The organism is Paenibacillus sp. fava2, assembly GCF_058313675.1.
In genome coordinates this window covers 6,478,663-6,503,361 of the sequence record NZ_CM177755.1, presented here as the reverse complement: position 1 = coordinate 6,503,361, position 24,699 = coordinate 6,478,663, and the positions used below count along the sequence as shown (strand labels likewise).

The window sequence follows — 24,699 nt, the reverse complement described above, 5'->3', positions numbered from 1 at the left end:
TCAAATGGGATTAATCGAAAAATGGATCGGAAAGCTCAGAGACCAGAGCCTGTTCAGCAAAATATTCGTTGTTATGGTTATCAGTATTGTGCTCGTTACTGTACTGATTACTACAGTGACTGCACAAATGTCGCAGACGCTGTTCGTACAGACCTTCAGCATTACCAATTCAAAAATCATCAACCAGATTAAAAGCGCACTGGATAACTCGCACTATACTACCGTTAATACAGCGATAAATGTCGGGCAGAGCGGGGTAATCCGCAGCTTCATGACCGAAAAGGACGGGAGCTCGCTGGCCAATTTCCGGCGGTATTACAGCATGCGGGACCAGATGGACCGTATTCAGTCCGGCATCGGGGCCGCCAACATCGGCCTGTCCATTCTGGGAGGGAACGGCAGGAGCTATACCAGCGATGTCACGTACTGGTCTGGCTCCTCCGCGCAGCTCAGGGACAATCCGATTACAGCGGCTGCGCAGGAGCAGGGCGGGAAGCTGTTCTATAGCTTTATGGACGCAAGCCCGCTGAATTCAGCGGGCCGTTATCTGGTTGCAGCGAAGGCACTGACTGCACCCGGACTTACAGAACCATACGGTACACTGTACATGTTCACGCGTGAAAGTGACTTCCGCAAGAACTACGCCAGCTTTACGAGCAAAGGCAATGATGTCATGTTTCTGGATACAGCCGGGCGGATTGTGTCAAGCAACCGGACGGAGCAGATCGGCAGCTATTCGTCCGACCTCCTGAGCAGCGCGAAGCAGATTGCCGAGGCGGGGCTTGCCAGCCAGGAGCTGACCATTGACGGAAGGGAAGTCATCGTGCTGGCCGATTATCTGCCGTCCTATAACTTTTATATTGTAAATCTGATTGATAAAAAGGAGACCATCGGCACGCTGTTTGATAAAAAGATGCTTTTTCTGATCGGCGGAGCGATTGCCGCGGTTGCGGTGCTCCTGATTTATTTTCTGACCAAACGCCTGACGCTGTCCCTGCGCACGCTGGTCAAAAAAATGTCCAATGTGACCAAAAAGAATTTCCATAACTATATGTCTGTTACCGGCAGCTATGAAACGAGGCAGCTGAGCACGGCATTCAATTATATGCTTAAAGAGCTTAATGACTATGTCGCCCAGCTGGTGGAAACGCAGAAGGAGCAGCGGAATGCCGAGCTGGCCGCACTGCAGCAGCAGATCAATCCGCATTTTCTGTATAACACGCTGGCCTCGGTCAATATTCTGGTGCAGCGGGGCAGCAAGGAGCAGGCGACGGAGACGATCCATGCCCTCATCTCGCTGCTGCAGAATACGATCAGCAATGTGAAAGAGACCATTACCGTAGAAGATGAGCTGATTAACCTGAAGCATTATGTCTTCATCAATCAGGTGCGCAACGGCAGCCGGGTCAAGGTAGAGACGTTTGTGTCTCCGGACTGTATGGGGGCCAAGGTACCCAAGCTGATTCTGCAGCCTTTTATTGAGAATGCCTTTTTCCACGCTTTCAATATCAAGACCTCGGGCTATATCTATGTCACCATCATGAAGGACAGGGATACACTTCACTGCGAGGTGGTTGATACAGGAGACGGTATGGATCTGGACAATAAGGAGACAATCCCGGCTTCAACAAGCAGCCGCCAGCTGTTCAGCGGCATCGGCATCCGTAATGTCCATGACCGCCTGCTGCTGCTGTACGGTGAGCCGTACGGCGTAACCATCACCAGTACCCCTGGCCAGGGGACAAAAGTCTCTATCAGAATTCCTTGCTGAAAACACGCATTGAACCGCTGCCTTTGCAGCATACTATGACAGCTACGCCGCGAGCCGGCGCCGCATCCCGGCGCCGGCTTCTTGCATCTGGGCGGCCTGTTTTACCTAAAAAAAGTGCGAAAGGAGAAAAATAATCCTAATCCATAGACCGTGGAAGCGGATACAGAAGACAATATTATCACTATTTTAACTAAAATCATTTCTAACGAAATGAGTATCCAGAATGATATTCTGTTTAAAGAAAGCACTTTCAAATACATGTTAGGGGGATATACATCATGAAGAAAAAAGCTACCGCGCTTCTGCTCGCCGGATTTACACTTCTGACCGCTTGCTCAAGCAACGCTAATACTAATAACGAGGCCAATACCGGAGCTGAAGGAAATGCAGCCGGCGGAAACCAGAAAATCACCGTCTGGGCATGGGACAAAAACTTTAATATTGCTGCAATGAACCTGGCTAAGGACGCTTATGTGGCCAAAAATCCGGATGCACAAATTGAAGTTGTTGAGTATGCACAGGATGACATTATCCAGAAGCTGAACACAGGTCTTAACTCAGGCTCCGCTTCCGGTCTGCCGAACATCGTACTGATTGAAGATTACCGTGCACAAAGCTTCTTGCAAACGTATCCAGATGCTTTTCAGGAACTGGGCGATGCGATCAACACAGCTGATTTCGCTGAATATAAGCTCGGGCCAACCAGCTTTGACGGCAAGCAATACGGCGTACCGTTCGACTCCGGTGTTGTAGGCCTCTATGTCCGCACCGATTATCTGCAGGAAGCAGGCTATACTACTGACGATCTGCAGGATATCGACTGGCAGCAGTACATTGAAATCGGTAAAGCGATTAAAGAAAAGACTGGCAAAGATATGCTGACTCAGGACCCTAACGATCTGGGGCTGATCCGCATGATGATCCAGTCCGCCGGCTCCTGGTACCTGAAAGAAGACGGAACAACACCTGACCTTAAAGACAACGCAGTACTGAAGGAAGCATTCGAAAGCTACAAAGAGCTGATGAATGCCAATATCGTAAAAATCAACTCTGACTGGAGCTCCTTCCTGGCAGGCTTCAACAGCGGTGATGTTGCTTCCGTTCCTACAGGCAACTGGATTACACCTTCTGTAAAAGCAACAGCTGACCAGTCCGGTAAATGGGCGGTTGTACCGTTCCCTAAACTTAAGAATGCCGCAAACTCTGTACACGCATCTAACCTCGGGGGCAGCTCCTGGTATGTGCTGAACAATGACGGTAAAGAAGCAGCAGTTAAATTCCTGGGCGCAACACTCGGCTCCGACGTTGATCTGTACCAGAAGCTTGTAACAGACGTAGGCGTTGTAGGGACTTACAAACCGGCTGCTGAAGGCGAAGCTTACGGTGCGGCTGATGAATTCTTCGGCGGACAAAAGGTTATCGCTGACTTTGCAAAATGGACTGCTGAAATCCCTAACGTAAACTACGGTCTGCACACTTACGCTATTGAGGACATCCTCAAGGTTGAAATGCAGAACTTCCTGAACGGTACAGCTATTGATAAAGCGCTTGGAGATGCACAGTCCCAGGCAGAATCCCAAATCCAGTAACATTTCTGCAAGAACTGATTGCCCGCTGTCCTCCCTACCTGCCGTCTAGAGCCAGGACGGAGGACAGCGGCTTCTCCTTTTAAAGATTTACGCCTGTATAGAGAAAGGAATGAGAGCTGTGAACCATACCATGCGCAATCGCGCGAAGCTTACCGGCTGGCTGTTTATCGCCGTAGCCGTCCTCATGATCTGTCTGTTTTATTTCTATCCGATGATTCAAGCGTTGCTGCTCTCGTTCAAGACGGGCGCAGGGGCTAACCTTCATTTTGACGGATTAACCAATTACAAGCGTCTGCTCAGCGACAAAACCTTTTTTACAGCAGTGAAGAACACCTTCCTGTTCCTGATTGTCCAGGTGCCGATTATGATCGTATTTGCAATGATGATCTCGGTACTGCTGAATGACAGCAAACTGCGCTTCAAAGGCTTTTTCCGTACAGCGATTTTCCTGCCTTGCGTAACTTCACTTGTAGCTTACTCCGTTGTGTTCAAATATCTGTTTGGCAATGACGGTCTGATTAACCTGGCGTTAATGAACATGCACATCCTGTCTGAACCGATCCAGTGGATCTCCGATCCCTTCTGGGCGAAAGTTACGATTATCATTGCCATTACCTGGCGCTGGACAGGATACAATATGATTTTCTTCCTCTCCTCGCTGCAAAACATCGACAGTTCCATTTATGAAGCTGCAAAAATTGACGGTGCTTCGGGCCCGAGACAATTTTTCTCGATTACCGTTCCGCTGCTCAAGCCGATCATTCTGTTTACGTCGATCACCTCGACTATCGGTACCCTGCAGCTGTTCGATGAAATTATGAATATAACCAAGGGAGGTCCCGGCAACGCGACGCTCTCCATTTCCCAATATATTTATAATCTTTCGTTCAAGTACACACCTGACTTCGGATACGCCGCGACTGTGTCGTACTCCATCGTAGTCATGATTATTATTCTGTCCTTCCTTCAAATTAAACTGGCAGGTGATGATAAATAATGAGAAGCTTACGCCGTGCCCCCATTTATATTTTTCTGTCGATTGTAGCGTTCGTTTCGATTTTCCCGTTCCTGTGGATGATTATCAGCGCCACTAACCTTTCGGTTGACGTCACACAGGGCAGAATGCTGCCCGGAACAGCTCTGTTCGACAACATCAGAAAGCTTACAGAGTCAATCAACCTGGTGCCTGCGCTCTGGAATACGCTCAAAATCGCTCTGACGACAACGGTTCTGGCCCTGCTGGTTGCTTCCCTGGCCGGATACGGATTTGAGATTTACCGCAGCAAAGCGAAGGACATGGTCTTCAATCTGTTATTATTATCCATGATGATCCCGTTTGCCGCGCTGATGGTTCCGCTGTATCAAATGTTCTCCAAGCTGTCGGCTGCTGCTCCGCTCATCGGAGTTAACACAGTGGCTGCAGTAGTTCTTCCGACCTTTACGACGGCGTTCCTGATCTTCTTCTTCCGCCAGAGCTCCAAGATGTTCCCGCGGGAGCTCCTTGAAGCCGGACGGATTGACGGATTATCGGAGCTCGGCCTGTTCTTCAAAATCTATATGCCGACGATGAAGACGACCTATTCCGCCGCCGCAATCATCACGTTCATGTCCAGCTGGAACAACTACCTCTGGCCGCTGATCGTGCTGCAGACTCCGGAAAAACGGACGATTCCGCTGCTGATCTCGAACCTGGGCTCCAGCTACTCCCCGGATTTCGGCGTTATTATGGCTGCAGTCGTTATCTCTACGCTTCCGACAGCACTTGTCTTCTTCCTGATGCAGAAGCAGTTCGTTGCCGGTATGGTGGGATCCGTGAAATAATGATTGAAAGTTTACTTTCTATCTAAGGAGGAAATGAAATTGGCAGTTACCCCAAGCCTGAGCTGGCTGGAAGATCCGGGCACCTTTAAGGTGAACCGGGTGGAGGCTCATTCGGACCACCGTTATTATACAAACATGGCTGAAGCAGAGGCCGGAGCACCGATGGATATGCGCTTCAGCCTGAACGGAAGCTGGAAATTCAGTTATGCGCCGAATCCGGCAAGCCGTGTGGAAGGTTTTTATAAGGAAGAATATAGTTGCATTGGCTGGGACAACATCCAGGTTCCCGGACATATTCAGCTGCAGGGCTACGGCCGGCCGCAATATGTGAATACAATGTACCCTTGGGATGGGCTGATTGATCTCCGTCCGCCGCACATCTCTCCGGACCATAATCCGGTGGGCAGCTATGTTAAGGAATTCCGCCTGCCGGAAAATATGGAGAACGGGCCGCTGTTCATCTCCTTCCAGGGTGTGGAGTCGGCCTTCTACGTCTGGCTGAACGGAGAGTTTGTCGGCTATGCCGAGGACAGCTTCACTCCTTCGGAGTTTGACCTGACTCCGTTCATGCGGCCGGGTAAAAATAAATTGGCCGTTGAGGTCTACCAGCGCAGCACCGGCGGCTGGCTGGAGGATCAGGATTTCTGGCGTTTCTCCGGGATTTTCCGTGAGGTGTACTTATATACGGTTCCTAAAGTTCATATCCGTGATCTCGAAGTACGGGCTGAGCTGGACGATACTTATACACAAGGCAGCCTGAACGTAACGATGCGGCTACTGGAATCGCCGCAGGAAGCAGTCGGTGCCAAGCTGGAGCTAAAGGACCGGGACGGAGAGGTCCGGCTTAGCAGCGAAGTTGTGTTTGACGGGCAAGAGCTGACCCTGTCGGGAGAAGTTGCCGATGTGCTGACCTGGAGTGCGGAGAACCCGTATCTCTATACCGTTTGTCTCACCTTGACGGGTGCAGACGGAGCCATTGTGGAAGCTGTTGTACAGAAGGCAGGCTTCCGCCGGTTTGAGATGAAGAACAAGCTTATGTGCATTAACGGCAAGCGGATCGTCTTTAAGGGCGTTAACCGTCATGAATTTAACTGCCGTACCGGCCGCAACATTACCCGCGAGGATATGCTGTGGGATATCCAGACGCTGAAGAGAAGCAACATCAACGCCGTACGTACCTCGCATTACCCGAACCAGACGTTATGGTATGAGCTGTGCGATGAATACGGGGTTTATGTGATCGACGAGATGAATCTGGAAACGCACGGCTCCTGGCAGAAGATGGGCGCGGTTGAGCCCTCCTGGAATATTCCTCATAATGACCCTCAGTGGCATGACATCGTGCTGGACCGTGCGATCAATATGGTAGAACGGGACAAGAACCATCCGTCCATTCTGATCTGGTCCTGCGGTAACGAATCATATGCAGGGCAGGTCATTCTGGATGTGGCGAACTGGTTCCGCAGCCGGGATAACAGCCGGCTCGTTCACTATGAAGGTGTGTTCTATGACCGCAATTATAATGATACAAGCGATATGGAGAGCCGGATGTACGCGAAGCCGGCCGACATTGAGGAATATTTGAACAGTAATCCGGACAAGCCGTATCTCAGCTGCGAATACATGCATGCGATGGGCAATTCTGTCGGCGGCATGCACAAATATACGGAGCTTGAGAATAAGTACCCGATGTACCAGGGCGGTTTTATCTGGGATTACATCGACCAGTCCATTCTGAAGAAGGACCGTTATGGCAACGAATTCTTCGCTTACGGCGGTGACTTCGGTGACCGTCCGACAGATTACAGCTTCTGCGGGAACGGCATTGTCTTCGCTGACCGGAAGTGGACACCGAAGATGCAGGAGGTTAAATTCCTGTATCAGAACTACAAGCTTGCGCCAGACCAGACAGGCATTCGCGTGACTAATGAAAGCCTGTTCGCAGGAACCGATCATCTGGTACTGGAATACAGCCTGTATTGTGACGGCGAATTGCTCGGCAAGTGGACAACCGGTGTTGACGCTGCTCCGCAAAGCGAAGTATGGGTACCGATCGAGCTTCCGCATACAGAAGGGACTCCGGGGGAGTACAGCATTCAGGCCTCCCTGGTACTGAAGGAAGCTGAGCTTTGGGCCGAAGCGGGTTATGAAATTGCCTTTGGCGAGCATATTTTTAACGTGGAAGCCGGGCAGGCTGAACTGCCGGCAGGCGCACTGAATGTAGTAGAAGGGGATGTGCAGATCGGCGTCATTGGCGAAGGCTTTACCGTAATCTTCTCCAAGCAGGTCGGATCGCTCGTGTCACTGAACTACCACGGACATGAGATGATTGAGGCTCCGCCAGCTCCGCTGTTCTGGCGTGCGACTACCGATAACGATAAAGGAACCCAGCTCGGTTACCATGGCGGAGCCTGGTACGCTGCCAGTCTGGCCCGCAATTGTGTAGAGGTAAGCCTTGAAAAGCAAGAGGGTGCAGTAACGGTAAGCTTTGATTACCGGTTCAGCATTCATGAAAAGCTTGAGTTTAAAACGGCTTATACCGTCTATGGTGACGGAACAGTAAGAGTTCGTACACGTTATAGCGGCGCTGCCGGACTTCCGGATGTGCCGATCGTAGCGTTGTCCTTCAAGATGTCGGCTGACTATGAACAGTCAGAATGGTATGCGATGGGACCTGAGGAGAACTACATCGACCGTGCATTCGGCGCCAGACTTGGCGTGTTCAGCCGGAAGGTGCAGGACCTGCCGTCCCGCTACCTTGTACCGCAGGAATCGGGCAACCGTACCGGCGTCCGCCGCGTGAGCATTACCGATAACGCAGGCATCGGGCTGCAAATTTCAGCTCCGGCAAGCGCACCTGTAGAGTGCACTTTGTCGCCTTACACGGCATTCGAGCTGGAGCATGCCGCTCATCCGTTTGAGCTTCCGCAGGTTCACTACACTGTAGTAACTGTTTCCGGCAGACAAATGGGCGTCGGCGGTGACGACAGCTGGGGCGCACCGGTTCATCCGGAATACAGAATTCCTGCAGACCAGACGCTGGAATATGAATTCTTCCTGTCCGGTGCGGGATTGGGAGAGCGATAATTTAATATTGCAAAAGTGAAACCGGCCCCGGTCTGATCGTATTCAGACCGGGGCCTTTTTTTGTTTGGGGGCACTTGGGTGCAAGTGAATATCGGCATTTAGTTGGAATTTCGGCACTTAATTTCATGATTTTCTGATTTGTAGACTCATTAGTTGGAAAAACCACACTTAAATTTAACGGTAGCTTCTAATAACAGCCAATACTGCAGATTTAAGTGACGTTTTTACAACTAGTAGAGTGATTCCGGCGTGTTAGCCAAGAAATAAATGACAAATTTCCACTTAGCTTATTCAGGACTACCTGAATAGGAAAGATTCATTTACAGCAATACAAGCCCATGGTAAATTATTGGAGGAACAGATGTGCTTGAACAATACTAATGGGCGGATATCCGGCCAGACAGGCTATGGGAGAGGCTTGCTGAGGCCGGTGTTATAATCCGAGAAGGGGAATTTGGATGAAAAGGGTACTAAAAACAATCGGCACAAGTCTGGCTGCGGGGGCGATCCTGCTGTCGGGGGCAGCTGGAGGGGTGTCCGGTCCCGAGACGGTATCGGCTGCCGCGGCAAAAGCAACTGCTGCTAAAGCGCCTACTGCTGATCAGGTAATCAGCAAAGTAACAGCAGCAGCGAAGACACTAAAGAATTTTCACATTGATGTGACCAAGAAACAGGATGTGCAGAGCGGCGGCGTGAAGATCAGCAATACCAACACGCTGAATCTGGATATCAACCGTCTGCCGGCTTTTGCTGCAGCAGGAAGTGTAAAGGTCAGTCTGCTGGAGACTTCTTACGAGCTGTATGCTAATGACAAGGAGTTCTACTATCTGGTGGACGGCAGTGAGCTTATCGCTGATTCCGAAGAGGCATACGAGGATAGTGAAGAGGGAAGCAGCACTGATGCAGTGACGGACGGCGACGGAGAGCCGATTGATCCGGATGCGCAATATTGGATTGACCTGGAGAAGGAGGAATGGGATACCTTTTACTCCAAGGGCCAATATGATCCCGCAGCCATGCTTGACTCCATCAAAGCCTACAAAAAGGCGATGAAAGTAAGCACGGCAGGTGCACAGACCGTTATGCAGTTTACACTGACCGATCCGGCAGCAGCCAAGGCGGTCATTACCTTATATGATCAGGAGAATCTCTGGGATGGTGAGACCCTGCTGCCCAAGAGTGTAACCTGGAAGGTATTCGTCAACTCCAAGACATGGCAGACGGAGAAGCTGACTGTTGATCTGAGTTATGTACTGGCTGCCGACGGGGCGAAGGATACATATAGCACCAAGATTGAAGCCAAATACTCCAAGAACAATAAGACGGCAACGATTGTAAAGCCGGCTGAGCTGGAATAGTCTTATCATATGGAACAGCCCCGGTGAGCCATGCGCTCACCGGGGCTGTTGCTGTCTAAACAGTAAACCTCACTTTGCAATAACCGTCTCCTGCACAGGTACATCAGCCGGAAAGACACCCGCACTTTTCTTCACAGGTTTGCTCCAGTACTGCTCGTTTCCAGGCAGGTCATCGAACCATTCTGCCTCCTCCGGGCAGTCGAGGATCATGAATTTTCCGTACTCCTGATCCCGGGACTGATGGTATTTGAGATAGGCTTTGCCGTCCTCAATAGCCAAAATTTCAATTTTGCCGGAGGAGTGGCTCATGGAGAGCCGGACTCTTTTGCCGAGACCGGAGGTTCTGGCTTTGGCCTCCTCGACGATCCGGTACACCTGCTCAAGCGGCAGGACGAACTCACGGTTACCGGCGATCGGCCGGTTAATAAAGAAATAGTAGGGCGTGATTCCGGCCCAGGAGAGGCGGTCCAGCAATTCGCCCAGCACAGCGGGGTCATCGTTAATGCCCTTAAGCACCGGAGTCTGGTTGACGATAATCGCACCGGCATCATGCAGGGCTCTGACAGCACGCTTAGCTTCAGGTGTAATCTCCCGCGGATGATTGATATGCGCCATGATGTAGATCCGTTTCTCTACAGTAGAGTGGGTGCGGATCAGCTCCAGCAGCTCGGGGTCCTGGGAGATACGCATGGGATTGAATACCGGCAGCTTGGAGCCGAGACGGATGATTTTGACATGCGGGATGGCCCGCAGGCTCTCAATAATGAAGCGCAGCTTGGTCGTCGAGAGAATCAGACTGTCGCCTCCGGTCAGCAGAACGTTGTTGATCTCCGGATGAGCGGCGATGTATTCGATCCCGGCGGAGACGTCGGAGGAGGCCTCCTTGACATCGTTGCGGAACAGCCGTTTGCGGAAGCAGTAGCGGCAGTAAGCCCCGCAGACTTCGGAAACAATCAGCAGAGCGGTAGTCCGGTACTTGTGCTGACAGCCCGGCACCACATAGTTGGCTTCCTCGTCGGAGGCATCCCACTGCCCATACTCCATAAGCTCACCCTCACCTGGAACGACCAGCCTGCGGATCGGATCATCCGGGTCCTCCCAGTCTATTAATGACAAATAATAATCATTGGCCCGGAACACAAATTTGTCCGTAACCTCCCTCAGCCGGGATTTCTCTGCTTCGGGCAGCATTTCCATTTTGTTAATGTCGGTTATGTATCGTACCTTTTGCACATGAATCTCTCCTTTGATCTCGTATTGGCGAGGACAAGAGGGAGCCTTGATGTCAAAAAGCCAAACTGGCAGCCAGCAGGGTCTCTAAAAAACACAAAAAGAGACCCTTAGCACAAGGGTCTCATGTTATCAGAAACATAAAAAAGCAGACCCATCCACTACTGACGAGGTTAGCTGACGGACTCGGGTAAGATGGTACCCTACATTGTATAGCTCAATGATTCGCCCCAATTGACTGGTTCCCCCGCTTTCCAGCTGGAAATACTGGAAATTAAGCGTAGATCAAGTATAACCTGCAAAGTTTGCAGAAGTCAAAGCTATTGGCGTCAGCTGCAAGGTTATCTTTTTACAGTTTAGTTTTAATCAAACGTTATTTGGTATACCGGCTGATTATGTTGTACGATATCGGCATATCTTTTTACAACAAGGAGGGCCTTGATGAAGCTGGGCTATTTAATCATTGATATGCAGGAAATTCATGTGAGGGATCATGTGGATCAGAAAACGCTGGACCGCGGCTGTGAATATATTAATTATGTTGCGGACATGCTCCGGGAGAAGGGCCAGCCGGTCATTCATATTCAGGACATTGAAGGAATAGAGGAAGCTACCAGGGAGCGCTACAATATCATTCCCGAGATTCAGGTGGCGGACAGTGATCTGAAGGTAACCAAGGAGTACTCGAACGCATTCTGGAAAACAGAGCTGGAGCAGCTTCTGAACGAACACGGCGTGGAGCTGCTGATTATCTCGGGCTTCTCGGTAGAGCACTGCGTGCAGTTCACTTACAACGGGGCGAGTGAGCGGGGCTTCCGTCCGGTTTTGCTGCAAAATGGTGTTTTGAGCGCACACAGCGACGTAATCACTGCGGCATACAGAGACCGTAATCTGATTTCCTATCCGGTAATTCCTTATTTGATCAGCCAATAATAGTAAGGATGAATACACTCGCCTGTCTGCGGTTTTTTTACTGCGGAACAGACGGGTGTTTTTTATTCCGGAGCAGCTGCTATATAGCAACTTTTTCCAAATACTCTCGTCCAATACTACAGAAGCTATTCCATTATAGGGGAGAGTTACATAATGAGAAATTGGAAGCTGGCAGCCGGTATTTTGGCCGCAGCCATCGCTTTAAGTCCGGGAGCGGCATCTGCGGCTACGGATAGCGTGATTCAGCTGAATTACAATGAGACTTCATTGGGGAGCAGCCAGGTAGTTACGGCAGGTACTACGCTTGTTCCGCTGCAGCAGCTGGCACAGACGATGGGTTACGCCCTCACCTGGAACCAGAGCACGAAGTCGGCTAAGCTGATCCGCCCCGGCCGTGAAGTAACTATGACTGCCGGCACTGTCAGTACAGCTGTAAATGGCACCGCATCAACGCTGGCTAAAGCGCCCCGTATTCTCAAAGGGAAAGTCTATGTACCGCTGGTATCTGCAGTCAGTCTGCTGGGCGGCAAAACGGTGTATGACAAAGGCACAAGCAGCTTGAACATTGTGGATGAGCTGCGTTACTCCGTTGCTTCGGCTCAAGGCAGAACCTACTGGGTGTCACAAAAGAACGGCGATGTATTCTATAATGCCTCGGCTTCCGGCAAGCCTGTGCTGATCGGGGAGCTGCCGTTTGCTGATCTGGCCTACACCCACAGCCTTGAGGTTAAGAATGTGGGGAAGGGTACGGAGCTTTTGCTGCTCACGGATAACCATTATGCCATGTTCAATGATTTCAGCAACAGCTACCAGGTACTGATCAAAGACGGCAAAGTCGTAAAGCAGATGGACTATCACTACACGATCAAGTCATATATAAAAGCACCATTGCTGAAGACTAGCCAGCTCTACATGACCGATGGCCTGAGCATACAGTATATTAATGCAGACGGCAGCCTGGGGAAGCTTTTTGATCTGGAAGCCATCACAGGCACAGAAGGAAATTACACCATCGAATATGCGGCGGAAGATATTATTCTGGCGCGCTTAATGACGAGCACCCAGCTGTTTGCCATTCACACGGCAAGTGGAGCAGGCATAAATCTTAGTGAGCAGCTGATCAGTGCCGGGGACCGTAAGGAATGGGACCGGGCGGACGGATCGGATGAGTTTTATCTGACAAAAATGCTGGTGCTGAAGAAGCGGGAGGGCAACGTAATGACCTTCACCTATGCCACACTGCCTGACGGTAAAGTGAAGACTGTGACGTACAAGGTGGATTCGCAATGATTCCAAGGAGAAGATTACCCGGCGGTTAATGCCTACAACAAAAAGATGCCCAGGCAGGCCGGGGGAAGGCCTGCCTGGGCATCTTTTTATATGGACAAAGAATTAGTTCTTCGCCAGCTCCTGCCGTACAATCGGCGCAACCTTGGTGCCGAGCAGCTCGATCGCGCGCATAACCTCACGGTGCGGCATGGTGCCGACATTGACGTGGAGGAAGAAACGGGTCACGCCAAGATTTTTGTGCAGCAGAATAATCTTCTCTGCCACGTATTCGGAGTCGCCGACATACAGAGCCCCGCGCAGGCTGCGGGCATCGTCATAGGTGGCCCGGTTGTAGCTCTGGCCCCAGCCGCGTTCACGGCCGATGACATTCATCTGCGCCTGGGTGGAAGGGTAGAACAAGGCCGCTGCCTGTTCAGTGGTTTCCCCGACAAAGCCGTGAGAATGGGTCGCAATCTGCAGCTTGTCAGGATTGTGTCCGGCCCGCGCTGCGGCTTCCTTGTACAGCTTCACCAGCGGGGCGAAGCGTTCCGGCATCCCGCCGATAATGGCAAATGCAACCGGAAGGCCGAGCATCCCGGCCCGGATGGCCGACTCGGGATTACCGCCTGTAGCGATCCATACCGGCAGGGGGTCCTGTACCGCACGCGGATACACAGGCAGGTTGTCAATCGCCGGACGGTGGCCGCCGCGCCAGGTTACCTTTTCGGAGGCGCGTATTTTCAGCAGCAGCTCCAGATTTTCTTCGAATAATTCGTTATAATCGTCCAGGCTATAGCCGAACAGCGGGAAGGATTCAATGAAAGAGCCCCGGCCTGCCATGATCTCTGCCCGTCCGTTCGAAATGCCGTCAAGTGTGGCGAATTGCTGATAGACCCGTACCGGATCATCCGAAGATAGTACGGATACGGCGCTGGTAAGCCGGATATTCTTGGTCATTGCCGCTGCAGCCGCCAGGACAACCGCAGGCGCGCTCCCGGCATAGTCGGCACGGTGATGCTCTCCGATTCCGTACACATCCAGTCCGACCTGATCGGCAAGGACGATTTCCTCTACAGCCTCACGCAGTCTTTCAGCATGGCTGATTACCTCACCGGTCACCGGATCGGGTGTCGTTTCCAAAAATGTGCTGATTCCTATTTCCATCTAAATCCGCCTCCCTCTTCTCATACAGATATATTACTATACTTTTTAATGTTTCTCAACTTTAGTAAGTGAAAATTAAGGATTTATTCGGCGATGCCATGCCGGGCCGTGTCATGCGCCAATTTGGATAACTTGGACCGTTCAGCCGTTACTGCCCTTCCCGTTGGGACATAGCTTATTGTATTACGGACGAAAGCGGTGATCAGGAGTGGGAGAAGAATTAGGGAATACGGCGAGCGGTTTTGCCGCTCTTGCCGAAGGATTGAACACGACTGCCAGCGGGGCGGCAGCTCATGCGAAGGGCTTTGCTACCCTTGCCAGCGGAGACAGCTCACATGCAGAGGGCAGCAATACGGTTGCAAGTGCCAGCGCGTCCCATGCAGAAGGACATCTTACACAGGCAACGAATGATACGGCCCATGCCGAGGGCACTTCCACAACAGCCGGAGGCGTGGCTTCACATGCAGAAGGATACCTGACCCATGCCCTTGGAGCCGGCTCGCATTCCGAGGGCTCCATGACACTGGCAGCCGGGGCGGAGGCTCATGCGGAAGGCAATGCTACGCAGGCCTGGGGAGACTATTCGCATACGGAAGGCCTCAGCACATCGACTCAGGCCGGTGCAGCGAGTGCCCATGCCGAAGGGGAGGGGAACTCGGCTGCCGGAAGGGCGTCCCATGCCGAAGGCGGAGGCACTGATCCGCTGGGCAATCCTGCACCCAACTTTGCCGGCGGGGCCGGCTCCCATGCCGAGGGGGTCGGAACCACTTCGCTGGGCTTTGCCTCGCATGCGGAGGGCGGAACTTTAGATATAACGGCTGCGGCAGGGCCAGTGGCGCTGGGCGATTTCTCGCATGCCGAAGGGCAGAGCACAACCGCCAGCGGGACAGCCAGTCATGCGGAGGGCCTGCAGGCAACAGCCAGCGGTCCGTCTGCCCATGCAGAAGGCGTTAGTACACTGGCCAGCGGCCTGTACGCCCATGCCGAGGGTGCGAGTACTACGGCCGACGGGCAGGCCTCGCATGCGGAAGGCTTTATGACGCAGGCCTTCGGGGCGAATTCACATGCCGAAGGCGAGAACACGACCGTTATGCCGGGTCACCCGGGCTCGCATATTATGGGCCAGAACGGGTCAACCCGGTTTGCCTACTCCTGGCATCTGGCGGGCGGGCTGGCAGTTGGGCCGAGTCTTAATTCGGCGGTAATCGAAGGGGCTACAGGGAATCTTTATCTGGACGGTACTGTTATTTCCCCGGCTGCAGCTGATTATGCGGAGATGTTCGAGACGTCTGACGGCCAGGGGCTGGAGCCCGGGTATTTTGTCACCTTCGACGGAGGAAGCGAGAAGATCCGCAAAGCGAATGCGGAGGATGACTACATTCTGGGGGTAGTAAGCGGAAGACCTGCCATCCTGGCGGATGCCAGCGATTTGCGCTGGCACAAGCTGTTCGTGACGGATGAGTGGGACCGGATCCAGTATCAGGAGGTTGAGGTACCGGAGGTCAGGGATACAGAGGGCAATGTGGTCCGCGCTGCCTCGTCCAAAACCGAACCGGTCCTGAATCCGGACTGGAACGCCGCAGAGGAGTATATTCCGCGGATTGAGCGCGACGAATGGGTAGCGGTAGGGGTCATCGGCAAGCTGCTTGTCCGCGATGACGGCACCTGCCGTCCCGGAGGCTACTGCATGCCGAATGATGAAGGCATTGCGACATCAGCCGCCGCTGGATACCGGGTCATGAACCGGACCCGGGATGATCAGGTGCGAATTTTTGTGAGGTAAGCCGGAGCCGTGAGCATGACGGGTGAGCGGAGCCCCAGACAATTACACGGTTTTGTTATCAAAGGTGCACTCTGTACAGCGACACACAGCGTTACCTTCAGCGCCCGCTCAACACCAAAGCCGGGCAGCTCCCCGATCCTGTATCGGGAGCTGCCCGGCCTGTTGGCATGCGGCTAGGATTTATCCTTCTTTACGGCAAGCTGTACGATCATAATGACAAGGGCAAGCAGGGCGATAAGCTGATCTGTACTCATGGTCCGATCCTCCAATCCGTACTGCAGGATGGCTCTCGGACCGGCATCTCCCCTCCCCGGAAGCTGCTTTTGTTTCCCTAATGAAGCATATGAGCTGCTGAATACCAGTAGTACTTCATTAACTAAATAATTAATGCCGCAAGGTAACGGAAGTCCGTAAATCTTTGCGCACCGCCGCGAAACTTTTTCCAATTGGCACGGGTCTATAGGATATAACGGCTGAGGAGGAAAACGGATGAACAGATTAAGCAAATTGGGCTTCTCACTGCTGGCCGCCAGTCTGCTGGTCATAAACGCAGGAACCGGATGGGCGGCAGCTGCAAAGGCCGGTACCACGGTAAGTGCCAGTGTAAATACGATCAGAGTTGCCGGAACCCCGCTGGACTTTGAGACCGTCAAACCGAATAACGATGCGGCGTTTCATGACGGACTCTTGTTCGGCCTGCAGGCTGAAGGTACAGAAGTGTACTATAATACCTCGGGAAAACTGGCATTCACACTGCCGGATTCTATCGTACCAGAGGCTGAATTCGCAGAGCAGCGCGCCGTAGTACAGGATACCGCTACCGGGCTGTACGGATATATCAATACGAAAGGAGAGATAGCGGTTCCTTGCAGGTACGCATCCGCCGGGAATTTCTCCGGAGGAGTAGCCCATGTGGAACTGCCGGGCGGTACGGGAGAAGCGCTGATTGACCGGCATGGCAGAATAACAGCCGCCCTTACGGAGAAATACAGCTCGGATTTTTATTTTACGGATGGACTTTCACCGGCTTATGCTCCCGGAGGCAGCGGTTTGATCGGCTATTTTAACACAGCAGGCAAGCTGGCTATTCCGTATCAATATCTTTCCGGCTCCAGAGGCTTTTCGGAAGGGCTGGCACTGGTTCAGAATCAAGCAGGGTTATACGGTTATATCTCAGTCTCCGGACAGACGGTTATCCCGTTCAGATATAAGTCCGCCGGTATTTTCTCAGAGGGTCTGGCTGCGGTGCAGAATGCAAAAGGGAAATGGGGATTTATCAACAAGAAAGGCAAGCTCGTCATTGATTATAAATATGCGAATACGGGAAACTTCAGCGAAGGACTGGCAAATGTCTATAACAGCACCGGTAAAGCCGGCTTCATCAATACCGCAGGTAAGCTGGTTATCGGTTATCAGAAATATAACCATGCGTTTCCGTTTCACGAAGGCGTTGCGCTCGTGGGAATTAGTGACCAGACCGGCAGGAAGGCTGACCAGTACGGGTACATCAATACAAGCGGAAAGCTGCTGACCAAGCTTATCTATACACGGGAATCCTCCCCCTTTAACGGCGGATATGCGGTAGGCGTTACAGATATAGGCACCGGCTATATCCTGCGTAAATTCCCCACTTGATTATTCCTTATCCGCAGGATAGCATAGAGGGAAATGTCTATGTTTCATGGGATTAATTTCAGTTGGGGAGTGTTGGGGGCATGATCGTCCTGAGCAGGCGGGAGGCTGGATTGTGGTTGTTCTAGCCAGTCTGATTTTTGTGGTTACACTGTTTTTTGTCATTTGGCAGCCGCGCGGCTTGTCCATTGGCTGGTCGGCCTGCGGGGGCGCGCTGCTGGCGCTGATCGCAGGAGTAGTAAGTTTTACGGATGTGCGGGATGTAACACTGATTGTGTGGAATGCTACGCTGGCGTTTGTGGCCATCATTCTGATTTCACTTATTCTGGACAGAATCGGCTTTTTTGAGTGGGCGGCACTGCATATGGCGGCGGCAGCCCGCGGCAACGGTACACTGATGTTCATTTACGTCATTTTGCTGGGGGCAGTGGTTTCGGCCTTTTTTGCCAATGACGGGGCTGCGCTGATTCTGACGCCGATTGTGCTTGCAATGGTAAGGGCGCTGAATTTTGATGAGAAAAAAGTATTTCCGTTCATTATCGCCAGCGGATTTATCGCCGATACGACCTCGCTGCCGCTGATTGTCAGCAATCTGGTGAACATCGTGTCTGCCGATTTCTTCGGCATCACCTTTATGCAGTACGCCGGGCGGATGCTGCTGCCTACCCTGTTCTCGCTGGGGGCCAGCATCGGGGTGCTATATTTGTATTTCCGCAAAAGCATACCGGGGCGCTACGACGCCCTCCAGGTCAGAACGCCGCGTGAAGCGATCAAGGACCACCGGATGTTCCGGCTGTCCTGGGCGGTGCTGGCGATGCTGCTGGCCGGGTATTTTGTGAGCGAGTTCCTGAGTATTCCGGTTTCGCTGGTTGCCGGTGTGATTGCACTTCTCTTCCTGTGGATGTCCAGCCGGAGCCCGAATATCAAGACCATGGAAGTCGTCAAAGGCGCTCCGTGGGCGATTGTCTTTTTCTCAATCGGGATGTATGTCGTAGTCTACGGCTTGCGCAATGTTGGGCTTACAGATGTGCTGGCTGATTTGATCAGCAGGCTGGCCGGGCACGGGCTGTTTACGGCAACGATAGGCATGGGCTTCCTTGCCGCCGTTATTTCATCCATTATGAATAACCTGCCGACTGTGCTGATCGGTGCGCTGGCTGTGGATACAGCAAATGCCTCAGGGCTGATCAAGGAAGCACTTGTATATGCCAATGTCATCGGCTCCGATCTGGGACCGAAGATTACACCGATCGGTTCTCTGGCTACGCTGCTATGGCTGCATGTCCTGTCCTCCAAGGGAGTAAAAATTTCCTGGGGCACCTATTTCAAGACAGGGATTGTCCTTACTATACCGACCTTATTCCTTACTTTATTAGGGCTGTATTTGAAACTGAAGCTGTTCTAGCTGCAGCTGTACACTCCAAAAGCATATCCGATTCAAACAAACGGTCCGGACAGGCTATGTCCGGGCCGCGTTTTTTTTGATATGAAATTCAACCTTTCTCTGTTTCATGGCCGCACCCCGGATACTTTACAACAGGCCATTTGACCTTGCGCAGGGCATCCATCAGCCCCGCTCCGATGTGCAGGTTGCTGCTGACCAGTTCATGCGGGATTAACGCCATCCACTGGTTCAGGGAGATATCGGCGAACCGGTCACTTTTGAACATTTCCAGAAACCATAGCGTCTCGGTGCCGGTATTCTGAATGTAATGGCCCATGGCGAACGGCACATAGCCGACATCCCCGGCCCTGTAATTGAAGGTGCGTGCTGCGCCGTTACCGCCGAACACGGTCATCCGGCCCTGTCCGCTCAGATAGTACTGCCACTCGTCATTGTTCGGATGCCAGTGCAGCTCGCGCATTGCGCCGGGCTCGATCTCGACCAGCGCCGCAGCGATGTTCCGTGAGATGGGGAAATTGGAGGAGTCGACAATCCGCACGCTGCCTCCCGGTGTTGTGAGCGGAGGCTGGGCCAGCAGCCTGTGCTTGAAGCTCAGCGGAATTTCACCGTAAGGGGACTGTATCTTCTGCTGATCAAGCGCCCCGGGTACCTGGTCCTGGTAAATGTACACCTGTTCTTTTGGTATACAGTCAAAGGCAGACTCAGGTACCCCGAAGTTAGCCGCCAGCACTTCCTTTGGCGTATGGGCGAACCAGTCCGAAATGGACAAGGTGTTCAGGTCAGAGAAGCTGCCGTCGTCGAAGACCAGCAGAAATTCACAGCCCTGCCCGAGCCCCTGGATGGAATGGGGGATGCCGGGGGGAAAATACCACAGGTCGCCCGGACCGACATCGGCGATGAAATTGCGCCCGTTCTGGTCAACGGCGGTAATCCGGGCACTCCCCAGCAGCATATAGGACCATTCCGCCTGCTGATGCCAGTGCAGCTCCCGGACGCCGCCCGGTGTCAGGCTCATATTGACTCCGGCTAGTGTTGTAGCGGCGGGAAGCTCCCGGACCGTAACCTCACGCGACCAGCCGCCGTAGTTAAGCTGCATATGGGCATCCGAAAAAGAAAATTTCAGATTTGGAATAAGCCCGTTGTCGGTGACAGGCGGGACGAACATATCAGGGTTCTCCCGGTCACGCAGCACATCGCGCGGACCGAGATCCACATTGCCGGCACCGTCGTTTCTGATGGGCTGGGGGACGGGAGATGTGCTTTTCAAGGGGGATTGTTCGGAATTCATAACGGCTCCTCTCCGGATTACAGGCATGATGTTTACTCTATATGTTCCATAGCTGCCGATTATGATTGTGATTGGTGTCCGGCAGGATGTATGATTGGGAGTAAGCAGCGGAATATGTTATATTTCGTTCATATTCAACCAAAGTGCAGCAGCAGGCAGGCTGCAACAATAGCAGAGAGCAGGTTCAAAAACGAGATGACAACAGGTGAACAACAGAGATACCGCTTCAGCGAGGCCCCGATCTGGGAGCTGCAGCGGACGTATTATGAGCAGCTTGGCATGCAGGCCTGGAACAATGATCAGGTGCCGCAATATATCACAAGCAACCCGATGATCGGAACGGCGTATGCGGAGATGATCTTGGGATTTTTACAGGACCGGGCTGCCAAGGGTTATACGGCTGAACCGGTGATTATCCTGGAGATGGGGGCAGGGGCCGGCCGGCTGGCCTTCCATACCTTGCATAAGCTGAGCGAGCTGATTGAGTATGCGGGAATACCGCTTCCGCCGTTCAAATATGTGATGAGCGATCTTCCGCTCCTGAATATTACCGGCTGGCAGCAGCATCCGCGGCTGATTCCTTTTGTGGAGCAGGGGATTCTGGACTTTGCCCGCTTTGATGCGGTGGAGGACACGGAATTGAAGCTGGTACACAGCGGAGCGGTCATCCGGCCGGGTGATCTTGCACAGCCGCTGCTCGTTATCGCGAATTACTTCTTTGACAGCATTCAGCAGGAGCTGCTGTATGTGGACGAGGGCAAAATCTTCGACTGCGAGGTATCCCTGAAGTATCCGGAGCAGGCGGACACCATGACTACTTCCGAAGTGCTCAGAGATATTGTGCCGGAATATCATTATGTCCGTGCTGCTGCCTATGAAGAACCGGACTATCCGTTCCGGGAAGTGGTTTCGTTTTATCAGCACCATCTGGAGGATTCGCATATTCTGTTCCCTGCGGCAGCGCTGTCCTGTATGGAACGGCTGGACAGGCTGTCCCGGACAGGCTTTATCCTGCTGACGGCAGATAAGGGAGACCACCGGCTGGAGAACTGGGAGTTCCTTGAGCCGCCGAAGCTGATGCATCACGGCAGCATCTCGCTGACGGCTAATTATCATGCTATGCAGTATTACTTTGAGCAGAAGGGTGCACAGACACTGACGACTCCGCATCATTACAAAAATCTGAACGTAGTCTGTATGCTGATGCTGAAGGACCCGGATGCCCATGTGCAGACAAGGCTGGCTTACCGCCGGAGCGTTGAACGGTTCGGACCGGATGATTTTTTCAGCATGAAGCTGTGGATTGACAATAATTATGATTCCATGGGCATGCAGCAGATGCTGGCCTTCTGGCGGCTGGGCGGCTATGATGCCGAGCTGTTCATCCAGAGCGCGGAGCGGATCTCCGCCCTGCTGCCGGATGCCAACGACGAGGAGCTGCTCGACCTGCAGCTGGGGATTCAGAAGATGTGGGACGGGTATTATCCGATGCCGCAAAAATACGATCTGGCCCTGGATACCGGACTGCTGCTGTTCGAAATGGACCAGTACGGGGAATCCCGCCGGTATCTGGAGCTTTCGCTGGCCGAGGGTGATGAGGAGCCGGTTGTAACCGTGCTGTACTGTCTGGCGATCTGCTGCTACGAGCTGGAGGATGATGCAGGTGCGCTGGAATATACCCGGAAGGCGCTTGTTATCGAGCCGGATCATGAAGAAGCGCTGGATCTGCTGAATGCGCTAAGCCAGGGCTGACAGCCGCTTTACACCGATGGCTTGATTTGTTATCCTAGATCCAACAATGAAACGCGATGATGAGAAGAGTAGATACATGCAGTCCTTCACAGAGAGCCCCGAACGGTGAAAAGGGGCAGGGAAAGCCGTATTGAACCAAGCCTCTGAGCGGCGTATTGGAACCGGCAGCCGGGGATAATGCGACAGGAGCTCCTGTTACAGAGCTAGAGTATAAGCCTTGCTCCCGCAGCTCTGCGGACAATGCCGTACTTGATGAGATTAATATGGCGACATATTAATGAACCTGGGGTGGTACCGCGAGAATCTCGTCCCCAAGACTAATCAGTCTTGGAGGTGAGGTTCTTTTTTGTTGACCAGAGAGGTTTAATAAGCGGAGATTTTACCCATTCACAGGAGGTTATTCGTATGAAAGAGCTATCTGCAGAAACCGGCACAACTTTTGACGATACGGCTGCTGCCGGTGAACATTTTATGGAAAGGCTGATCAGGGAAGACGTGGAGAACGGAGTGTTCAGCAGGGAAATTTGCACCCGGTTTCCGCCGGAGCCCAACGGTTATCTTCATATCGGCAGCGCGTTTGCCATCCATACCAACTATGATCTGGCCCGTAAATTCGGCGGCACATTCAATTTGCGGTTTGACGATACCAATCCGTTAAAAGAGGACGTGGAATACGTGAACGCAATCATTGAGGATCTGGAGTGGCTGGGCGCAAGCCCGGAGGGGCATATCTATTACGGCTCCGACTACTCGGAGCAGATCTATGAAAGTGCAGTAACCCTGATCCGAAAGGGAAAAGCCTATGTCTGCGGGCTTTCACCGGAAGAAGTGACTGCCTACAGGGGCACATTGACACAGCCCGGAACAAACAGCCCGTACCGTGACCGTCCGGTGGAGGAGAATCTGGCTTTGTTCGCCGGAATGCGGCAGGGCAATTACCCCGCAGGCTCCATGGTGCTCCGGGCCAAAATCGATATGGGCTCGCCCAACATCAACCTCCGGGACCCTATCCTTTATAGAATTATTCACGCACCGCATTACCGGACCGGAGAAGAATGGTGTGTGTACCCGATGTATGATTTTGCCCATCCGATCCAGGATGCGATTGAAGGAGTAACCCATTCCCTGTGCTCGCTGGAGTTCAAGGACCACCGGCCGCTGTATGAATGGGTGCTGAATGAGCTGGAGATCCCCGAGCCGCCGCGGCAAAGGGAGTTCGGCAGAGTTAACCTGACCGGAGTCGTTACGAGCAAAAGATACCTCCGCCAGCTGGTGGCGGGCGGCCATGTGGAAGGCTGGGATGATCCGCGGCTGCCGACCCTGCGCGGGCTGCGCAGGCGGGGGTTTACCCCGGAGAGCATCAAGCGGTTTGTAACCGAGATAGGGATGGTCCGAAGCCAGTCGATGGTGGACTTTTCGCTGCTGGAGCATGTGCTGAGACAGGATCTGAAGGCCAGCGTTCCTGCGGTAATGGCTGTGCTGGAACCGCTCAAGGTAGTGATTACCAACTATACCGGACCCGGAGCGGAGCTGCTGAGTCTGGATAACAACAGTGAGAATCCGGAGCTGGGGACCAGAGAGGTCCCTTTCAGCAGCGTGCTCTACATTGAACGTGAGGACTTCATGGAGCATCCTGTGCCGGGCTTCCGGCGGCTGATTCCGGGCGGTGAAGTACGTCTGAAGGGTGCGTATATCATCAAGTGCAATGAAGTAATCAAGGACCCGGCCACCGGGGAGATCTGTGAGCTGCGCTGCACCTATGATCCGGAGACCAAGAGCGGCAGCGCGATGAGCGGGCGGAAGGTCAAAGGGACGATCCACTGGGTATCCGCCAGCCAGGCGGTACCCGCCGAGGTGAATTTGTATGAGCAACTGCTGAAGGACAATGAAGGGCTTAAGGACGAAAGCGAAGCCTGGGAGAATGTCCTCAACCCCGATTCCGTCCGGAATTTGAAGCACTGTCTGGTCGAGCCCTATGTGCTCAAAGCACTGGCGCTGGGGAGATTCCAGTTCATCCGCCACGGCTATTTCACCTCAGACAACAAGCTGTGCAGTCCTGAGCAGCTGGTGTTTAACCGGATCGTGCCGCTGAAGGACGGGTGGAAGGGGAAGAAGTAGGGCGGGATTAGTATAAGTGAAGTTTGTTTGATGGATATGGAGCTGGAGTTGGAGTTGAGGTCGGCGCCGGGCGGTTAAGAAATGTTAAGTGTCTGCTTTACGGGAATTTAATTGCGGCGGTGTCTCCTTGAAGGAGGCAGTGGTTGTAACGAAGTGGAAATTCGCCACTTAAATCCCCTTCAAACTCCATTTGCAGAGAACTAGTTGGAAAAACGCCACTTAAACACTCCGTATTCATCACATGAGCGCCATTTGAGCCAAATTAAATGACGAAAATCCACTTAGTACCAATAAATCGCGGGAAAATCAGAAATTAGATAGCGAAAATCCACTTAGTTATCGTTGGTAAGCTGGAGCAGGAGCTCAGCGGGCTGAAGGCGCAGGTGGAACAGCTACGTGAAGAGCGGCAGAGTCCATTAACATAAGCAGACGCCAGAGAGCGGCGGGGTAAAGAGGGATGTAAGGGGTGAGGCGGGAGACGGGGAAACCCCTGGACCCC

At 52.7% G+C, this 24,699-nt stretch carries 16 protein-coding genes, 1 riboswitch and 1 other annotated feature; of the genes, 13 read left to right on the top strand and 3 right to left on the bottom strand.

Annotation, left to right across the window (positions count from 1 at the left end):
- The first annotated feature begins 4 nt into the window (after positions 1-4).
- The 6 genes from AC4G46_RS28605 to AC4G46_RS28580 all read left to right on the top strand — a co-directional run bounded on the left by AC4G46_RS28605 (position 5) and on the right by AC4G46_RS28580 (position 9,626).
- Positions 5-1,771: a sensor histidine kinase gene (locus AC4G46_RS28605; protein ID WP_491125658.1), complete on the top strand. Its 1,767-nt coding sequence runs from the start codon at positions 5-7 to the stop codon at positions 1,769-1,771.
- 278 nt (positions 1,772-2,049) lie between these two features.
- Positions 2,050-3,360, top strand: a complete 1,311-nt coding sequence (locus AC4G46_RS28600) for an ABC transporter substrate-binding protein (RefSeq protein ID WP_491125657.1) — start codon at positions 2,050-2,052, stop codon at positions 3,358-3,360.
- Between the two features lie 130 nt (positions 3,361-3,490).
- On the top strand, positions 3,491-4,357 hold the full coding sequence (locus AC4G46_RS28595; RefSeq protein ID WP_491129002.1) for a carbohydrate ABC transporter permease: 867 nt from the start codon (positions 3,491-3,493) through the stop codon (positions 4,355-4,357).
- Positions 4,357-5,181, top strand: a complete 825-nt coding sequence (locus tag AC4G46_RS28590; protein WP_039877315.1) for a carbohydrate ABC transporter permease — start codon at positions 4,357-4,359, stop codon at positions 5,179-5,181. The genes AC4G46_RS28595 and AC4G46_RS28590 overlap by 1 nt, the downstream gene beginning before the upstream one ends.
- Positions 5,182-5,214: 33 nt before the next feature.
- Positions 5,215-8,268: a beta-galactosidase, LacZ type gene (lacZ, locus tag AC4G46_RS28585; RefSeq protein WP_491125656.1), complete on the top strand. Its 3,054-nt coding sequence runs from the start codon at positions 5,215-5,217 to the stop codon at positions 8,266-8,268.
- Positions 8,269-8,726: 458 nt separating this feature from the next.
- Positions 8,727-9,626, top strand: a complete 900-nt coding sequence (locus tag AC4G46_RS28580) for a DUF6612 family protein (RefSeq protein WP_491125655.1) — start codon at positions 8,727-8,729, stop codon at positions 9,624-9,626.
- Between the two features lie 69 nt (positions 9,627-9,695).
- Here the strand turns inward: AC4G46_RS28580 and AC4G46_RS28575 are convergent, their stop codons facing one another.
- On the bottom strand, positions 9,696-10,859 hold the full coding sequence (locus tag AC4G46_RS28575) for a KamA family radical SAM protein (RefSeq protein ID WP_491125654.1): 1,164 nt from the start codon (positions 10,857-10,859) through the stop codon (positions 9,696-9,698).
- 144 nt (positions 10,860-11,003) lie between these two features.
- Positions 11,004-11,147, bottom strand: a riboswitch (cyclic di-AMP (ydaO/yuaA leader).
- Positions 11,148-11,297: 150 nt separating this feature from the next.
- Here AC4G46_RS28575 and AC4G46_RS28570 point away from each other — a divergent pair.
- Entirely contained in the window at positions 11,298-11,789 is a 492-nt protein-coding gene (locus AC4G46_RS28570; protein ID WP_491125653.1) for a cysteine hydrolase family protein, read from the top strand.
- A gap of 153 nt (positions 11,790-11,942) precedes the next feature.
- Positions 11,943-13,079 (top strand): copper amine oxidase N-terminal domain-containing protein, encoded by a 1,137-nt coding sequence (locus tag AC4G46_RS28565; RefSeq protein WP_491125652.1) that lies wholly within the window; start codon positions 11,943-11,945, stop codon positions 13,077-13,079.
- A 102-nt stretch (positions 13,080-13,181) separates the two neighbouring features.
- On the opposite strand, the gene AC4G46_RS28560 is transcribed toward AC4G46_RS28565, so the two are convergent.
- Positions 13,182-14,222, bottom strand: a complete 1,041-nt coding sequence (locus tag AC4G46_RS28560) for an LLM class flavin-dependent oxidoreductase (RefSeq protein WP_491125651.1) — start codon at positions 14,220-14,222, stop codon at positions 13,182-13,184.
- A 208-nt stretch (positions 14,223-14,430) separates the two neighbouring features.
- Between AC4G46_RS28560 and AC4G46_RS28555 the strand changes: the two genes are divergently transcribed.
- The 3 genes from AC4G46_RS28555 to AC4G46_RS28545 all read left to right on the top strand — a co-directional run bounded on the left by AC4G46_RS28555 (position 14,431) and on the right by AC4G46_RS28545 (position 19,042).
- On the top strand, positions 14,431-16,005 hold the full coding sequence (locus AC4G46_RS28555) for a peptidase G2 autoproteolytic cleavage domain-containing protein (protein WP_491125650.1): 1,575 nt from the start codon (positions 14,431-14,433) through the stop codon (positions 16,003-16,005).
- A 489-nt stretch (positions 16,006-16,494) separates the two neighbouring features.
- On the top strand, positions 16,495-17,640 hold the full coding sequence (locus AC4G46_RS28550; protein WP_491125649.1) for a WG repeat-containing protein: 1,146 nt from the start codon (positions 16,495-16,497) through the stop codon (positions 17,638-17,640).
- 109 nt (positions 17,641-17,749) lie between these two features.
- A complete protein-coding gene (locus AC4G46_RS28545; protein WP_491129001.1) occupies positions 17,750-19,042 on the top strand; it encodes an arsenic transporter in 1,293 nt (430 codons plus the stop codon).
- A gap of 88 nt (positions 19,043-19,130) precedes the next feature.
- Here the strand turns inward: AC4G46_RS28545 and AC4G46_RS28540 are convergent, their stop codons facing one another.
- On the bottom strand, positions 19,131-20,330 hold the full coding sequence (locus AC4G46_RS28540) for an oxalate decarboxylase family bicupin (RefSeq protein WP_491125648.1): 1,200 nt from the start codon (positions 20,328-20,330) through the stop codon (positions 19,131-19,133).
- 195 nt (positions 20,331-20,525) lie between these two features.
- On the opposite strand from AC4G46_RS28540, the gene AC4G46_RS28535 reads away from it, so the two are divergent.
- Together AC4G46_RS28535 and AC4G46_RS28530 are read left to right on the top strand one after the other, a co-directional pair.
- Positions 20,526-22,082: a tetratricopeptide repeat protein gene (locus AC4G46_RS28535; protein ID WP_491129000.1), complete on the top strand. Its 1,557-nt coding sequence runs from the start codon at positions 20,526-20,528 to the stop codon at positions 22,080-22,082.
- Between the two features lie 47 nt (positions 22,083-22,129).
- Positions 22,130-22,398: a binding site (T-box leader), on the top strand.
- Positions 22,399-22,487: 89 nt separating this feature from the next.
- The gene (locus tag AC4G46_RS28530; RefSeq protein WP_491125647.1) at positions 22,488-24,200 is read left to right on the top strand and encodes a glutamine--tRNA ligase/YqeY domain fusion protein; all 1,713 of its coding nucleotides are present in this window, start codon (positions 22,488-22,490) and stop codon (positions 24,198-24,200) included.
- Positions 24,201-24,699 lie beyond the last annotated feature (499 nt).

Excerpts from the sequence above, each read along its gene's own strand:
- AC4G46_RS28570 (WP_491125653.1), top strand. The coding sequence starts at position 11,298 with ATGAAGCTGGGCTATTTAATCATTGATATGCAGGAAATTCATGTGAGG.
- AC4G46_RS28550 (WP_491125649.1), top strand. The coding sequence starts at position 16,495 with ATGAACAGATTAAGCAAATTGGGCTTCTCACTGCTGGCCGCCAGTCTG.
- AC4G46_RS28580 (WP_491125655.1), top strand. The coding sequence starts at position 8,727 with ATGAAAAGGGTACTAAAAACAATCGGCACAAGTCTGGCTGCGGGGGCG.
- AC4G46_RS28560 (WP_491125651.1), bottom strand. The coding sequence starts at position 14,222 with ATGGAAATAGGAATCAGCACATTTTTGGAAACGACACCCGATCCGGTG.
- AC4G46_RS28600 (WP_491125657.1), top strand. The coding sequence starts at position 2,050 with ATGAAGAAAAAAGCTACCGCGCTTCTGCTCGCCGGATTTACACTTCTG.
- lacZ (WP_491125656.1), top strand. The coding sequence starts at position 5,215 with ATGAAATTGGCAGTTACCCCAAGCCTGAGCTGGCTGGAAGATCCGGGC.
- AC4G46_RS28535 (WP_491129000.1), top strand. The coding sequence starts at position 20,526 with ATGACAACAGGTGAACAACAGAGATACCGCTTCAGCGAGGCCCCGATC.
- AC4G46_RS28565 (WP_491125652.1), top strand. The coding sequence starts at position 11,943 with ATGAGAAATTGGAAGCTGGCAGCCGGTATTTTGGCCGCAGCCATCGCT.
- AC4G46_RS28595 (WP_491129002.1), top strand. The coding sequence starts at position 3,491 with ATGCGCAATCGCGCGAAGCTTACCGGCTGGCTGTTTATCGCCGTAGCC.
- AC4G46_RS28540 (WP_491125648.1), bottom strand. The coding sequence starts at position 20,330 with ATGAATTCCGAACAATCCCCCTTGAAAAGCACATCTCCCGTCCCCCAG.
- AC4G46_RS28590 (WP_039877315.1), top strand. The coding sequence starts at position 4,357 with ATGAGAAGCTTACGCCGTGCCCCCATTTATATTTTTCTGTCGATTGTA.
- AC4G46_RS28605 (WP_491125658.1), top strand. The coding sequence starts at position 5 with ATGGGATTAATCGAAAAATGGATCGGAAAGCTCAGAGACCAGAGCCTG.
- AC4G46_RS28530 (WP_491125647.1), top strand. The coding sequence starts at position 22,488 with ATGAAAGAGCTATCTGCAGAAACCGGCACAACTTTTGACGATACGGCT.